Annotated in this window: 13 protein-coding genes; 10 read left to right on the forward strand and 3 right to left on the reverse strand. The window is 60.8% G+C overall.

Annotated features, from left to right (window positions below; translation table 11 throughout):
• Positions 1-239: 239 nt before the first annotated feature.
• On the reverse strand, positions 240-2099 hold the full coding sequence (locus tag VSR34_RS36150; protein WP_042289394.1) for a sulfatase-like hydrolase/transferase: 1860 nt from the start codon (positions 2097-2099) through the stop codon (positions 240-242).
• Positions 2100-2238: 139 nt separating this feature from the next.
• Between VSR34_RS36150 and VSR34_RS36155 the strand changes: the two genes are divergently transcribed.
• The gene (locus VSR34_RS36155) at positions 2239-3243 is read left to right on the forward strand and encodes a LysR substrate-binding domain-containing protein (protein ID WP_042289391.1); all 1005 of its coding nucleotides are present in this window, start codon (positions 2239-2241) and stop codon (positions 3241-3243) included.
• A 598-nt stretch (positions 3244-3841) separates the two neighbouring features.
• Here VSR34_RS36155 and VSR34_RS36160 read toward each other — a convergent pair.
• Positions 3842-4753 carry a LysR family transcriptional regulator gene (locus VSR34_RS36160; protein WP_342964963.1) on the reverse strand — a complete coding sequence of 304 codons (912 nt, stop codon included), beginning with the start codon at positions 4751-4753 and terminating at the stop codon, positions 3842-3844.
• 173 nt (positions 4754-4926) lie between these two features.
• Here VSR34_RS36160 and VSR34_RS36165 point away from each other — a divergent pair, with 173 nt between their 5' ends.
• The 5 genes from VSR34_RS36165 (at position 4927) to VSR34_RS36185 (ending at position 9093) form a co-directional block, all read left to right on the forward strand.
• On the forward strand, positions 4927-5598 hold the full coding sequence (locus VSR34_RS36165; protein WP_028230865.1) for a phospholipase: 672 nt from the start codon (positions 4927-4929) through the stop codon (positions 5596-5598).
• 17 nt (positions 5599-5615) lie between these two features.
• Positions 5616-6020 carry a DoxX family protein gene (locus VSR34_RS36170; protein WP_028230864.1) on the forward strand — a complete coding sequence of 135 codons (405 nt, stop codon included), beginning with the start codon at positions 5616-5618 and terminating at the stop codon, positions 6018-6020.
• Between the two features lie 31 nt (positions 6021-6051).
• Entirely contained in the window at positions 6052-7110 is a 1059-nt protein-coding gene (locus VSR34_RS36175) for an LLM class flavin-dependent oxidoreductase (protein WP_342964964.1), read from the forward strand.
• A gap of 249 nt (positions 7111-7359) precedes the next feature.
• Positions 7360-7629 carry a hypothetical protein gene (locus VSR34_RS36180; protein ID WP_028230862.1) on the forward strand — a complete coding sequence of 90 codons (270 nt, stop codon included), beginning with the start codon at positions 7360-7362 and terminating at the stop codon, positions 7627-7629.
• Positions 7630-8058: 429 nt separating this feature from the next.
• The gene (locus VSR34_RS36185) at positions 8059-9093 is read left to right on the forward strand and encodes a methyl-accepting chemotaxis protein (protein ID WP_342964965.1); all 1035 of its coding nucleotides are present in this window, start codon (positions 8059-8061) and stop codon (positions 9091-9093) included.
• A 176-nt stretch (positions 9094-9269) separates the two neighbouring features.
• On the opposite strand, the gene ltrA is transcribed toward VSR34_RS36185, so the two are convergent.
• Complete coding sequence (ltrA, locus tag VSR34_RS36190) at positions 9270-10517, reverse strand: group II intron reverse transcriptase/maturase (RefSeq protein WP_342964966.1); 1248 nt, start codon at positions 10515-10517, stop codon at positions 9270-9272.
• A gap of 920 nt (positions 10518-11437) precedes the next feature.
• Between ltrA and VSR34_RS36195 the strand changes: the two genes are divergently transcribed.
• From VSR34_RS36195 to VSR34_RS36210, 4 genes are all read left to right on the forward strand, one after another.
• On the forward strand, positions 11438-12289 hold the full coding sequence (locus tag VSR34_RS36195; protein WP_342964967.1) for an SPFH domain-containing protein: 852 nt from the start codon (positions 11438-11440) through the stop codon (positions 12287-12289).
• Positions 12290-12345: 56 nt separating this feature from the next.
• Positions 12346-12870, forward strand: a complete 525-nt coding sequence (locus VSR34_RS36200) for a hypothetical protein (protein ID WP_028230859.1) — start codon at positions 12346-12348, stop codon at positions 12868-12870.
• Between the two features lie 272 nt (positions 12871-13142).
• The gene (locus tag VSR34_RS36205; RefSeq protein WP_342964968.1) at positions 13143-14123 is read left to right on the forward strand and encodes an endonuclease NucS domain-containing protein; all 981 of its coding nucleotides are present in this window, start codon (positions 13143-13145) and stop codon (positions 14121-14123) included.
• 199 nt (positions 14124-14322) lie between these two features.
• The gene (locus VSR34_RS36210; RefSeq protein ID WP_342964969.1) at positions 14323-14790 is read left to right on the forward strand and encodes a hypothetical protein; all 468 of its coding nucleotides are present in this window, start codon (positions 14323-14325) and stop codon (positions 14788-14790) included.
• The last annotated feature ends 956 nt before the right edge of the window (positions 14791-15746 follow it).

The raw sequence follows: 15746 nt of genomic DNA on the forward strand, positions 1-15746 counted from the left end.
AAAACAGACTCTCGGTGAACGTGTCGGCGCCGCGCATGATTTCCAGTGGGCAAGTGGTGGTTCGTCTATCAACGCTTCGCGGACTCTGCGCGATGACGTGTTTCAGCGGTACTTCAGCAACCTGCTAGGACTGTGCAATACGGTCACAGCGACGCCACTTTCGCCGCGCCGTGGTTGAAGCGGTGATAGATGCATGGACTCTGCGCACCACGATTAGATCCGCGAATCTCCCGGCCGCCCTAGATCGACTCCCGCAGTTGCAACTGTACCTTGCCATCGCGAATCGGCATCACGTCAGGACTGTCTTCGCCCACTTCGCGATCCATCGTCTCATTGAGCTTGTCATTCAACGAGAGAAGCAATTCGCCGTTTCGCTTGCGATCGACCGCAAGGTTGTACATTTCGCCTGGATCGTTAGCAAGGTCGTAGACCTCGACGTCGTTCTTCGCGAACAGCGCTTCGAGCGAGGTAGGTCGATTGAACTCGAGAGGCGAGAAATAGCGGCTGAAACGATAACGGCCATCGAACACGCTGCGGATTGTGCCGCGCAGGCGGAAGTCTGGCTGCTGCGCAAGCGCGCGGCGGCGGATTTCCTCCTCCGGCACGCCTTTTTCGTGCAACGTCTTGAACTCCTTGATCATCCACTCGCTGTCGTAGTAGAGCAGCATCGCATAATTGAAAAGCGCCGTCGGCCGGACTGTGTCGACTCGCGCTCGCTCAGGCCTGGCGAGCAGTTGCGTGAGATTGTGCCCCTTCAGCGCGTTGCCGCCAATCGTCTGTAGACGTGCTGCATCGAGACCAGTGAGACCGAGCAGCGTCGGCGCCATATCGACGTGCGAAGTCAACGCATTGCAGCGCTTGCCGCCCGGGTAGGCGGGATGCCGGATCACAAGCGGTACGTGATTCTGCTGCGCATAGGTAGTCGCGCCCTTGTCGACAAGCTGGTGCGCACCGGCATGATCGCCGTGGTCGGCCGTCATGACGACGATCGTCTTTTCGTCGAGGCCGAGCGACTGCAGCGTCTGCATGAGCCGCACAACGTGCGTATCGCAATCGCGGATGCAGTTGAAATAATTGTTTTGATAGACGCGGACCCGCTCGTCCGTAAACGGAAAGCGCCCGACCAGATGCACATGCGCATTGTTGTACATGCCATGCGCGGGCGGCCGGCCGGGCTCGTCATAGGGCTGACGGCGCGAAGCGGCCAGGGGCACGTTATTCCAGCCCTGCTGATACAGATGGTCTTCGGGCGGCGCTGCGTTGCCGATGATCATCGTGTTGGCGCGCTGCAATTCCGACCCAGGGGGATCGGTATTGACGAACATCACATCATGAGGATTGACGAGGTTGACCGCAAGAAACCACGGCTTGCCATCCTTCGCGAGTTGCGGTGCGCGCGTGCGCATCCAGCTCACCGCCGATTCGGTCGTGATGCCGTCGTAGTTGTACCCACCGCGCACTTCCCCGATCAGGTCGCCTACACCGAAATAGTCGTCGAAACCGTATTCCTTGATCTTCTGGTGATACTCCGAAACCGGAGCGCTGTACGGACTGTTCGTTTCGTGCAGGCTACCGCTCAGATGCCATTTTCCGAGGTACGCGGCGTAGTAGCCGGCGTCGTGCATCATATGGCCAATCGTGCGGATGTCCGTCGACATGTCGGTCTGCCACGGCACCCCTGCGTTATCGAGCACACCGGTGTGCTGGGTATGCTGGCCCGTATAGATCGTCGAGCGCGACGGCGAACACACGCAGGACGCGATCTGATGTCGCGTGAATGTAATGCCGTCGCGACGCAGCCCTTCGCGGCCAGGCACCGGGAACGGCCATGTGTCGAAGTAGCGTTCCTGATCGGTCAGGATGAACAGGATGTTGTAGCCGGACGGCGCGCTTTCCGGTGCGACACGAGCTGCGTGCGTCGCATCTCGAGCGTTCGGGGTTCGGCCCGCGCTTTCCGGCTGCTGCGTTGCGGTCTCCGCGGCCCGCGCGATGCCTGTCGCCGCGATGGCGCTCGCGCCCGCCACTTTGAGGAAGTGCCGCCGGCCGTCGTTCGCGGGCAGCTCTGGGTGCTTGCCATCCGCTTTCGTTCGATCGTTCATACCATTGTCTCCACATTTTTTGTCCGCTATCTGCAGCCGCTCATCCGGATAGCTGATTCATTGTGAAGCAATATGCGGTACGATTCGATGAAAGATAGATACCGATCAATAACCTCACGGTAATGGATCGAACCTCCCCATGGCTGCCACGAAAAGACCCTCCGTATTGCTCCCTGCCGTGGTGCCGCCGGGCGCGGACCACAGCCGCATCGAACATTTGCCGCAGGTGTTGCGCAAGCTGCGCATACGCGATCTGGAGACGCTCGACTGGCTCGGGCGTTACCGCAGCTTCGCGCGGACGGCCGAGGAAGCGTCCATCACGCAGCCAGCGCTATCGAAATGGCTGCGTGAACTGGAGGACACGCTGGACCTGCCGCTCTTCGAGCGCACGTCGCGGCGGGTTGCGCCGACCGCGTATGGCGAGGCGATGCTCGAGTGCGTCGCGCGCATCCTCACCGATCTGCGCACCGTCCAGCCAGCGTTCGACGCATTGAAGCGCGGCACGAGCCTGCCCCTGAAGATCGGCATGCTGCCGTACATCTCCATGCGCCTGCTGCCAGGCGTGATCGAACATCTCGCGAGACACGCACCCACACAGCAGATCAACTTCTCAGAGAACACCCTCGACTATCTGCTGCCGCTGATGCAGCGTCGCGAACTCGACATGATCGTGTGCCGCCTTGAATCGCCCGCGCTGACCTCGGGCTTCACTGTCACCGAGCTTTATAGTGACGAAATACTGGTGGTCGCGCCCAGGAGTCATCCTTTGCATCGGCGAAGTCGCATCACGTGGCGCGACGCAGCCGCCTGGCCGTGGATCATGCCATCGATGGGCTCGCCAATGCGAACCGCGCTCGAAGTCGAGTTCGCGACAGCGGGTGTTGCCGCGCCGCATGTGTTGATGGAATCGACGTCACACCTGACCAATTGCGCCGTGGCGCGGCGCGTGCCATGCCTGTTCGTATCGACCCGTTTGCGGCGCGGCGAAACGGATTTGAATGGCGAACTGCGGCAATTGCCGTTGAAGGTGTCGACGGCGGTGCAGCGCGTCGGCGCGTTGACGGCTGAACCTCAAAGCACGGCGGTTTCGTTGGTGCTTGCCGCGCTGAGAGCGGCGAGCACGGAGTCGCTGCCGCTGCCGTAGGGACGAGCTGGTCTGCTGTTGAGGGATGCGACTAAAAAACCCGGGAAGCCAGTGAGAAACAGGGCATCGCCTTCCTGGCGGCGAGACAGGAGCCGTCCTGGGATGCAAAGTTTGAGGAACCGATCGAGTCGCGCTGCGGGCGAGGTCACTTCCTTGTGCACATATGGATATTGTTTTGCTGGACCGTCGGTGAACGTCGCCGGGCCTTTAGTGCCGAGCGGAGTTCCGTGTCGGGCTCACCTCACAGGTCGAGCAGCACGTATGGATTATTGTCGCGTGGCTGTCCACAATAGACCGTGAAGGTCGGCGCCGGGGCGTAGGATCAGCTTGGAAAATCTGGCGCTGCTAGTTACGCTTTTTTAGATCGGCCATTCGATCTGTCTTCGGCCTTCTGCGCCTCAGGCGGCTCGTCGCGTCCGCTCCATGCAAATCACTGCTGCGGGCGCGCACCTGGTGCATTTCCGCAGCACAGGACGCCGGCAATACCCGAGAGCGGATGACGCGCGCCAGCCCAGTCAGGCTTGTCGAAGAGCCTGCCTCCTGCTTGCCGATCTCCAGTTTGGTGAGCCACGCAGCACTGAGTCGTGTCATATACATCTCACGCTTCGGGACGGAAGTCCCACGGCGGTACGCGAAACGCGTCCAACAGGAAATCGATGAGGCAACGCACTTTTAGCGGCAACTGCTTCCGGCTTGGATAAACCGCGTAGATTCCGAGTTCAATCGAACGATATTCCGGCATCAACCGGATCAGACGTCCTGCCTTCACGTCCTCGCCGATCATGAAGTCCGGCTGCAGGATGACGCCGCCATCGCGCAGCGCGATGGCGCGGCAAGTGTCGCCATTGTTCGAATACACGCGTGCTTCCGTGTGCACCAGCACCTTGCCGTCCGGCCCATGAAAGTGCCACTCGTCGCGGCCGGACAGATGCGTGTAGGCAAGCACACGGTGCGCGGCCAGGTCGCGCGGATGGCGAGGCACTTCATGGCGCGAGAGGTAGCCGGGCGAGGCGCACACGACCATCGCGGTCGAAGCCAGCTTGCGGCACACCATTGACGAATCCGGCAGCGTACTGATCCTCACGGCCAGATCGTAGCCTTCGTCGACGAGATCGACGACGCGGTCGTTCAGCGTGATGTCGAGGTCGATCTGTGGCCAGGCGGCCATGAAGTCGCCCCACAACGGGGCAAGATGCGACACGCCAAAGCTGAGCGGGACATTGACCCGCACCAGCCCGCTGGGTACCTGCGTGCGTGAACTCACCTCGGCTTCCGCGTTGTCCATCGCTTCGAGGATTTCGCGCGCCCGCTGGTAGAAAAGGCGCCCCTCTTCCGTTAAGGATAGACGGCGCGTCGTCCGGTGCAGGAGCCGTACGCCGATGCGCTGCTCGAGCGCATCGACATAGCGCGACACGGCCGCCTTCGACATGCGCAACGTATCGACTGCGCCAATGAAGCTGCCCGCGTCGACGACTGCGACGAATACCGCCAATTCCTGACTTCGATCCATTCAGGGTCCTGCCTATTGTCTCGCGTGCCGGGATTATAAATCCACACAACCCAAGTTTATCTCCATTGCGACGATCAATAGAATCGGCCCATCTCATCTCGGTGCAAGTCATGCGGCTCACTGTGATCGCGCCGGCCTGATTGCGAAGTCACGCCATCGGAACCCTTCTACTCATGGACATCCTGCACAACGACCTCCCCTCAGGCCTCTCGTTCCGTCTGCGGCCTGCGACGGGCCAGGCGGCGGCCCGCCTCTTCCTGCTTCACGGCGTGGGCGGGAACGAAACGAACCTGATGCCGCTCGGGCAAGCGCTCGACCCTCGCTTCGAACTCGTCTTCGTGCGCGGACCGCTCGCGCTCGGCCCGGCACAGCACGCCTGGTTCCATGTCCGCTTCACCGCGCAGGGCCCCGTAATCAACGCCGAGCAGGCGAATGAGAGCCGCACGCGTCTGCGCGAACTGGTGCGCTCGCTGGCGTGCGACGACGCTCCCATGGCCCTGCCTGCCGTGATGGCCGGCTTCAGCCAGGGCGGCATCCTCAGCGCGAGCGTCGCGTTGTCCGCGCCCGAGGACGTGTCGCGCTTCGCAATCCTGAGCGGGCGCATTCTGCCCGAGATCGAGCCACATCTCGCGTCCCCGGACAGGCTCGCGCAGGTTTCTGCGTTCATCGCGCACGGCCAGCACGACGACAAACTGCCCGTGAGCTTCGCCTCTCATGCCGATAACTGGCTCACCCGCCTCGGCGTCGTGCACGACACCCGCCTGTACCCGGTCGGCCATACACTCAGCGCCGACATCGCAAGCGACTTCTCGCGCTGGATTAAGCAACAGATCAATCTCGACTAACCCAACCGGAGCACACCATGACCGATACCCGCACCGCCCCGTATGCCGCTCTCCTGCTGCGCCTCGCGCTCGGCCTCATGTTCGTCGCGCACGGCCTGACCAAGCTGCTCATCTTCACGCCGGCCGGCACCGCGAAATTTTTCGAGTCCGTGGGCTTTGCCGGCTGGTTCGCCTGGCCCATCATCGCCTTCGAAATTGTTGGCGGTGTGCTGTTACTGACGGGCGTGTACGCGCGTGCCATTGCCGCGCTTGCCGCAATCGAGCTGTTCATGGCCTCGACGGTCCACTTCGGCAACGGGTGGATGTTCACCAGCGCGAACGGCGGCTGGGAGTACCCGGTTTTCCTCGCGGTCGCCGCGGCTGTCCTGGCGTTGCTCGGCGACGGCGCCTTCGCGCTCAAGCCGACGCTGCGCAACGCCTGAGGCGTGACGCGCCTTGCCCGGGACTGATGCCATGGAATTCGGTATTTACACGTTCGGCGATCTCGCGACCGGGACATCCTGCGCCGCTGGCGCGCAACGGCGCATCGAGGCCATCATCGCGGCCGCGAGAGTCGCCGATGAAGCCGGCATCGACGTGTTCGGCGTCGGTGAGCACCACCGCGCGGACTTTGCCGTTTCGTCGCCGTCCGTCGTATTGGGTGCGATTGCCGCCGTGACGCGTCGCATTCGGTTGACGAGCGCGGTCAGCATCCTCAGCTCCGAGGATCCCATTCGCCTCTATCAGCAGTTCTCGACGCTCGATCTGATCTCGGGCGGACGCGCGGAGCTGCTTGTCGGGCGAGGCGCGTACGTCGAATCGTTTCCGTTGTTCGGCTATGCGCTCGCGGATTACGAATCGCTGTTCGAGGAAAAGCTTGCTTTGCTGACGGCAATCAACGAACAAGCGCGCGTCACGTGGTCGGGACGTCATCGCGCGGCCATCGCCGACGCCGCCATCATGCCGAGGCCGGTGCGCGGGCGTCTTCCAGTCTGGCTGGCCGCGGGCGGCACGCCGTCGAGCGCCATTCGCGCCGGCCGCGCCGGTCTGCCGCTAAACCTCGCCAACATCAGCGGGTCGCCAGAGCAGTTCGTGCCCTTCATCGATCTGTATCGCCAGACTGGCCTCGCCGCGGGGCATCCGGCCGGGCAGCTGCACGTGGCCATTTCCGGTCATTTCCACGTGCAGCGCGATGGCGCCCGGGCGCGCGACGACTTCTTTCCTCACTATCGCCGCTACATCGCGAACAACCTGCCGCGCGGCCACCTTGAAATGCCGCGTCGCGAATTCGAATCGCTGGCTTCGCCTCGTGGTGCGCTGTTCGTCGGCAGCGTCAATGAGATCGTCGACAAGATTCTTTTCGAACACGAGCTATTCGGGCACCAGCGCTACATGGCCCAGATGGATATCGGCGGCCTGCCATTCGAAAAGGTCCGGCTATCGATCGAGCTGTTCGCCACCGAGGTCATACCTGCGGTGCGCCGCGCGATCACGCGAGGTCCGGTTCGGGAATCATCATCCTCGTCGCTCTAGCGTTGCGCTCTCGCTGAAGGAATTTTCTCCACGCGCTGCGAACTGCGCAGACGTGTTTCGGGGGAGGCCCTTGTGGGCCTCGCCCGCTCTTTATGAGGCCTCGCTGCCATTCGGGGCAATCGGCTGGGTTCTCGCGCGGGCAAAGTGCACCCGCTGCAATGGCGCGGGAAGTGTCACGATGCGCCGGCGGGTCACCGCCTCACCGGTGTTGTACTTTCCGTGTGGCCATGTACGCGTCGAACGGCCTGCATGCAGCCGACTGAGTTGCTGGCGCAACCCGACCAGTTCGTGCTGGTCACCTTTGTGCTCCTGGCGCAACATCTCGCCCAGCAGGGCCGTCGCACGCGATGGCGGCTGATCGCGCTACACGCGAGCCTCGCGAAGCCGGGCCGCGAGGGCTGGCTTGACCACCAGCAGCCACGCGGGGAGCCACGCCTATTCGTCGACCTCCCCGGTACCCAGAAAATCGGCATCGAAGCGCCGCCGTTACCCAACCGTGATCACTTTGCCTCAGAGTAGTTTTGCCCAGCGACCATGCATGTGGACCTTACCGGTTCCAGTTCTCCACATATATCGAAGGGCAATATGTGCTTCCTGTCTAGCGCTATCTCCCGCTGACTCTCCGCAACCGAGAATTTGCGCATGTTGCTTTGGGAGAAAACTGAACCACCAAGTGTTTCAGGTACCGGCGATCGGGTTTCGGGCGGATGTGTCGTACACGGCGCGCGTTACGCCGAGTATCTCGGCTGACGCACCGGAGAATGCTTTGCGTCGCTAGCTCCTGCGCCCCGTGCTAGTGCGTAAATGCACTCAAACGAATGCCAGACGTCGGTGATCGCCCCGTAGCCGCGAAGACAACGTTTGCCCACGTGACGTCTGCCATTGAAGGCGACAGGCCCAAAGCTTGCATAACATGGAGCAAGAACCACGCTCCCCTGGAACCATCACATGTCGAATCCGCAAGCAATCGTCGACCTCACTCATGAAGTCAAACGCCTCGCCACGAGCAAGATCAGCGACATCAACGACATCAACCGCGAGACCACATTCCTCGCTCTGAACGCGCTCATCGAGGCGGCGCGCGCGGGCAACGCCGGCAAAGGCTTCGCGGTTGTCGCAAACCAGGTCAAGCAAGTTTCCAGGCGCATCTCGGAAATCACCACAGATCTGAACAAGAATCTCGCCGGCTCGCTGTCCACGCTTACGCAACTCGGCGATAGCATGATCGAGCGCCTGCGTTCCCACGACGGTCAACGTTGTGCCGATCTCGCGCTCAACATGATTGATGTCATCGACCGCAACCTCTATGAGCGCTCGTGCGATGTGCGCTGGTGGGCCACAGATTCGGCCGTCGTGGATTGTCTCGCCAATCACGATACGTCTTCTGCGAAGCATGCCAGCGAGCGGCTTTCGGTAATCCTTGATAGCTATACGGTCTACCGTGACATATGGATAGTCGATGAACACGGTGTCGTCGTCGCGAACGGGCGGCCAGCATTGTATGCCGCGCGCGGCGAGAACGTGGCAGGTGCGGATTGGTTCAGGAACGCGATGAAAACGCGGTCAGGTGCGGACTACGTCGCATGCGACGTCGAGGCCCTCGTCTTGATGCACAACGCTCAGGTGGCAACCTATTCGACCGCTGTTCGCGAGGGTTGCCTGGCGAACGGTCGCGCGCTGGGCGCAATCGTGATTTTCTTCGACTGGGCGCCGCAAGCCGGCGCTGTTGTAAAAGGCGTCCGTCTGAGCGAAGAGGAATGGACCCGCTCGCGCTGCATGATCGTCGATTCGAACTTTCGAGTGATAGCCGCCTCAGACGGTAAGGGTATCCTGACCGAACGCTTGCACCTGCAGGTCGACGGCAGGCAGGCAGGCTACTATCGGGCTTCAGACGGTACGATCGTGTCATTCGCGGCGACGCCCGGCTACGAGACATATCGTGGGTTGGGCTGGTATGGCGTCATCTGCCAGAAATCAGCATAAGGTCACGCGCGCAGGGGTTGGGTCTGTTCGCGAACAGTCAACCACCTGAGCTGAGCTCAAGTTTTCCACGAGGACCGGCGTACAAAGCAGCTGTCAAGAGGTGAGTAGACCCGGGGAGTTGCACCCCGAGCCTCTCGCAGAACCGAACGTGAATCTCTCGACTCATTCGGCTCCCGCTATCCAACCGATACCCCGACGACACGCCAGTGGACAAACAACCGGGGGTGGACGCGCTTCATCTTACGTAGCCATTCCGCACTACGTCTCTTGTGCTGCCGCAACCCCTTGTACTTTTGTCGAGCCCACCGCAGAAGCCGTAGGTCGATGTAGCCGAAGAGGCTGTGCATTGCCGTCCGATAGAACGCCCCATAGTAGTTCCACCACCCTTGTATCGTCGTGTTGCATTGCTGCGCAAGTTCATCCAGCGTCGCCGGTGTTCGTCGATGCACGCGCCAACTACGCACGACCTGTCTCATCCGCCTTAAGGCATCATTGCTCACCGCTGGCAGAAAGCTAGTAAATCGCTGCCGCTGGTGTTTGTTCAATGCCGCTCTCGGTCTAAACGTAAAACCGAGGAACGTAAACTGCACGTTCGGATAAGTGCCAGTGCGCTTACTGTCCTTGCAATACACGATCTTCGACTTCTCCGGATGCATCGTCAGGCCACACTCTCCCAGCCGTGCTGCAATCGCTTGCATCACGGATTGCGCCTCCGCCAGACTGCGGCAATGAACCACCGCGTCGTCGGCGTAACGTGCAAAGGGCGATTGCGGCCATGTCCGCCGCATCCAGCTATCGAACGCATAGTGCATAAACAGATTCATCAAGATCGGGCTGACCACGCCGCCCTGTGGTGTACCCCGCGTGCGAGGCAAATTCGCCCCATCCGCAGTTTCGAACGGCGCAGTCAGCCACCGCTCGACATACAATAGGATCCAGCTCTCCTTGATATGGCGTCGCACCGCTTTCATCAGCAACGCATGGTCGATCTGGTCGAATGCCGCCTTGATGTCAAACTCAACAACCCAGTCGTATTTCCAGCAACGCGTACGCGTCACGGCAATCGCCTGTTTAGCCGACTTGCCCGGCCGATAGCCATATGAATCTTCATGGAATATCGGGTCGAGCGTCGGCTCGATCATCAGCTTGACTACACTTTGCGCCACCCGATCAGATACGGTGGGAATCCCCAGCTTTCTCGTGCCGCCCTTGGCCTTCGGAATCTCAACCTGCTTCACCGGTGGCGGGAAATACGACCCCGACGACATCCGATTCCACAGCTTGTACAGATTTCCCGAAAGATTCTGCTCGAACATGGCGATAGTTTCATCGTCCACGCCGGCAGCACCGCGGTTAGCCCTTACCAACTGGTACGCTTCCCACACGACCCGTTTCGCAATGCTGTACGGTTTCGTTGATGTCATGTCACTCATCCCCGCATTGCAGGTTGGTGCCCTTCGTCAACAGGATAACGCCGCCCCTTCGCTCCACCTTCATTACAAAGGCTTCAACACTACTACGAGCGGCTCCGCCCCTCGCTTCGACATCGGTATTCTTCCTCATGGTGTCTGCCATTTGTCATTTCCCTTTGCATTCGAAGCAAGGTTCTCACGTTCCATACCAAAGCCTGTATTGAGTTCATGCCGCCTTTACACCGGCTGCCATCGGGTCCGTAATCAGGTGTCGTCCCGACTGATCCTGGAGTAGGATTACGCCTCCAGTTTTGACAGCGCTTTAAATAAGTAACGATGCGTCGTCGGACGGTTTGCTTTCGCTCATCTACTCAACACGTACCTGCCACCCTCACCGGGTGACTTTTCCACGGTCGCTCACCACCGCGTCTTTTGAACGCAGCAGCACCGGGCGGTTTGAAGCCTGCTCCTGAAAGCCGACTTCGGGAGGCCTGCTCCCATCTTCAGTACAGCACCGCAGGCTCTCGCCTGCGTTCGTGACACACTAATCCTTCTTATCGTAATGGGCGACGCGTGCATACGTTCAAGAAATGAATCTTTCTTGCGGCCAAATTATTCTGGAGTACGACGTATATCTTGGATTGTCCGAGCATTGGCACCGGAATCTCAGTTTAGCGACTGTATGACTGAGTCAGCGCGACTGCCCTCGCCCGTAAGCCTGCGGCAACTCCCGGCCAGGAACGGGAGGTCGACACGGGGGTGAGATTGGTCACAAGACAGGCCAACATCGTGTTTGCGTACGTGCGGTAGCACACCAGGCTGCACCGACGTTCGAGAGAACATTGCCTGGCGGCTTGCCGATCCTCTGTGAGGCGAGGCAGCAATGGCCGCCGGCCAATGCGTGGGCAAGAGATAACCCGGGAGCAAAAAGTATGGCATTTGGGCAAGGCAACGGCCTGCAGCGGCAGGTCATCAGCACCCTGGACAACCAGGGGCGCGACGTCATGGGGCTCGATACGCTCGCATGGAAATATCCGGACAGCAGCATCGTGTCGGGCTCGCTCCTGACGGTGGAGTCGAACCACTTCTGCGTGCTCAAGAGCCGCGGGGCAGTGCTCGACGTCTACGAGACCGGGCAGCATCAGATCATCACGCCCGACAAGCCAATCCTGGGCAACATCGTGCAAGGTTTCTTCGGCGGCAACTCGCCATGGCAGTACGAAGCGATCTATGTCCAGCGCAGCAAGTTGCTCGCTCAGAACAAGGGCATCGCGACGTCGAAGGAAATGGCGATCATGGAGTACACGGTCGACTACTACGTTCACGTCGACACGAAGGACGACGCCGTGAAGCTCATCACGCACATGCCATTCGCCGGTGAGCGTATCCCGATGGCAGAACTGACGGCCTATGCCGGCCCGGTGATCGAGCAGGCGATCAACCAGATTGTCCAGCTCACACCGATGGAGCAGATTAACGAGCGCATCCACGACATCATCGAACTCGCGAAGGGGCATTTGAGCGAATTCCTCGACATCTACGGCGTGCATCTGAACGATGTGAAGGTGCTGATCATGCCGCAGGACGCACGCATGCGTGAGCTCATCTCGCTGCGCGCGTTTGGGATGAGCGAACTCGAGGCGGTGCGCATGTATCTGGCGCTGAAGATGGCCGACATGGGTCTTGTGTCGGCGCCGAACGCCGCTGCGGGCACGCCGTTCCAGATCGGCAGCAGCACGCTCGGGACGTTCGACGTCGGCGCGACCGCCGGTCTGTCGAAGTAAGCTTGCCACTGCGGCGGGTCATTACCCTGCTCGCCGCATCCGTAATCGGTTAAACCATGTCCACAACACCAAACCCCATTGATAATGCCGGCGCGCTCAAGGCGCTGGTCGTCAATCTCTACACCGGCTGGGGCTACAACGCCTATCGGCAGGAAAACAGGGACCGCGCTGACGACCAGATCATCCGCAACGGCGTGTGCGGACTGCTTGGCGAGGCCCGCGCGGCACTCACCGAACGCATCTCTGTTATCCGTCGCACGATCCCGGCGCCGAGCCGTCAGGAACCGTTTCCCGGCTCGGAGCAACGCGAGCAGATCGCGATCATCGACCAGGCCGGCCGCAACATGGAAGTAGTTGAAACGCTGATCCGGCACCTCCCCGTCCCCGAGAACGACATGACGTGGCTGCGTCACCGGTCCGAAAGCGACTTCCTTCCCCGGCTGATCGCCGCCGACGAGGCTATGGCCAGTGGGGCATTGCAGGTGCGTGAGCTTGCTCGCAATGGCATGGACGTGGCTTCGATCACCGAACGACTGGGAAACCTACGCGCCGCAATCGAGGCCCGTCGCGAGATCTTGTAAGCCTCGCGTCGAACGCTACAGAAATTCGGGCATCCGCATATCGCGTTCGATTTCATCTGGACCGATGGCAATGCACACCGTGAGATTTCCATGGCCGTGGACGGCGTCGCAGATCGGCCGTGGAACGCAGTACGGCCACGTCGCGTGGTCCACCCTGGGTCCACGACAGACATTCCGTTGTCGGCATCGGCCCAGTTACCAGTCTCTCGCGTACCGTTGCTGGCCGCCATTGTCGCAACACGGATTCGCTGGCATAGCAAAGGAGAACGGCGATGGCAACCGGTAACGATGAGGTTGTACCGGGCGAAGACCCGGGTCAGTCGGAGCGTAAGACAGGATGGCAACTGGCCTACGATGCGGTCTGCAAGCTTGGCAGACCCGCGACGGCCAGAGAAGTCACAGAACTCATCCTGCGGGAATTCCCGGACTACAAGGTTTCCAACGTCGCGCCGGACTTGGGGGCGATCACCGTCAACCACCTTGCGCGGGGCCATTACCAGCCTAACGTTGTGCCAAGGCGAACTGACAGCGGCCACCGCTACGATCTTCTTTACAAGCGCAAAGTGCACGGAAGCGATCAGGTGACGTATGAGCGGTATATTCCCGACCTTCACGGGGTCTGGGAAATCTATATTGATCCTGATGCCACAACGAAGTCCAAGGTGCGCGTGCGGCCATCTTCGAGCGGAGCGCTCGCCGGAGTGAATTGCGAAGCGGGCCAGCCGACTGAGCTGGTCGGCGAAACGACAACGGCCGCCGACGCGGCCACCGCGACCGACGAGGACTTGGAGTTAATGGCTGAGACGGTCTTCCACCTTGAACGCCAGCTCCAGGAGTTCATCGCGAGCAACCTGAGTGCCATCCGGGTCAACGGAAAGCGGCTGCGCCTCTATACCGACGATACGTCGTCGGGTCTGGAATATCCGACGGGAAGCGGCCGCCGCATCGACATTCTCGCGGTTGACGAGGACGGTAATTTTGTCGTCTTCGAGCTGAAACGTGGCGAAGCGCCCGACAAGGCGATTGGGCAGCTTACAAATTACATGGGCTGGGTGTCGCTCAACCTCGCACGCCAAAAGGCCGTCACCGGCGTGATCGTTGCGCGCTCGATCAACGCGAGATTGCGCGAGGCGATCATCGCGGTGCCGAACGTCTCGCTCTTCGAGTATCGCCTCCGATTCGACCTCAATGCCGTGCCGGCTGCCGTCGCCGATTCGCTTTTGCCGGGACCAGACAACACGCGCGGGCATTGATTATTCAGCGAGCGCCTCTCGACCACGCCACCGAATTCGCTTGAGAGCGCAACGATCTCGCCTTCGCGACGCCGGCCGACGGTGCGAGCGGCGGCTGTCCTTCGGAAGTGGTCCTTGTCGTGGCCCGACTCACGGGCGGCGGCTCTGCATGATTGCCAAGCCGCACGTAGGGCGCACTGGCCAAAGGGGGGTAGCGGGCATGAGCAGACAGATTATCGGACATCACCGGGCGAAGATCGTGAGGAATGTTCTAGCCCATCTTGTTGCTGCAGCTGTCGCCCCACTGATTATTCCGTTCACGAGCGGATGGCTGTTCTTCCTGCTGCATGAGTGGTTTTATCCTTCGGTGTGGGGCCTGCCGCCGCTTCAGTCACTCATCGGCGTCTCGATCAACAGCACGGCCGTTGGTTATTTCTTCACGTGGCTTTACGGGCTGCCGCTGGCAGTCATTCTTCAGCGGGTGAACCGGTACCGAATCATCTATCTATTGGTTGCGAGTTCACTGCCAGCGCTGACTCTTCCCTTCTGGCAGACGGAATGGACAATTTCCGTTCTCCCCGTGTGGATTGCCGGAGCTTCGACCGCGTATGTCTTCTGGCTTTTGACGCGCCGTAAAGCCCGACGAGATCCTCCATCTGACACCCTCACTTCACGGGCTCACGGCTGAGCCGGCCGGCGAAGGTCCGCCCTTGCAAATCCTGCTGGGGGTCGTCAATCGTCTTTGGCTTGAATTGTCATCAGTCATCTGCCGGCTCCCGTCTCTGCGGACGGCGGCAAAAAGAGTGAAGCCCGATCGATAACGCCGTCTTGCCTTGTGGGCAACACGGGTAAAGGCAAAAAAATGTGGCCGATCCCACGCCCGGATTACTAAGGATGACGATCTATATCTGCAATATGTGGCTCCCCTCCACCAGATCAGCGAGGCTGACGTCGTACGTCGGCGCCCCGGCTTGCCAACGTTTCCGATGCGGTCCCCGCCGGTGGCAAGTCCCCGGTGGGATTGTGGGACTGGAGCCGGCGGAGGGTACAGGCGCCAGTGGTAGACACTCGCGACGCTCGCCCCGCCGCGGGGCGTCAAGGCGCCGGAGGGATACGACGTCGGCTGCGCTGGCCGTGCCGCGGGCGCGGATGCCTGAAGACGGGGTTTGGCGCCCACCGCTGTGTTTGGGGGCGAAACCACGAGAGACCGTTAGTCGCGTTTCCCGGTCGGACGAACACCTCCGAAGATGGCGGACGGAGGTTTGACAGTTGGCCCGGTAATGTTAAAAATCGCACCCGGTGACGGGTGCCCGGCAGTTGGCATGTCGCTGGCGGACGCTCACATTACGCGGTCACCATTTCATTAGTATTCCTCTTGTAATGCGTTGATTGCATATATCACCGCTTCGCTTATGACGAGTCGCACTTCTTCAACTCGCGAGCCAACGGGTCGGGGCGACGCTCACCATGCACCCCGCATCGGCGCAGTTCCCCTGCAAGCCGATCGCCCAAAACCCTCTAGCAGGCTGCTGAAGTACCGGCGGCCACGTCATCGCGGAAGACCAATGAAGCGTTGATAGAAGGCCCCCACTTGCCCCCGAAGATCATGCGCGGCGCCGACACATTCACCGAGAGTTTATTTTC

It is taken from the genome of Paraburkholderia sp. JHI2823 (genome assembly GCF_038900695.1).
In the GTDB taxonomy this organism is placed as follows: Bacteria; Pseudomonadota; Gammaproteobacteria; order Burkholderiales; family Burkholderiaceae; genus Paraburkholderia; species Paraburkholderia mimosarum.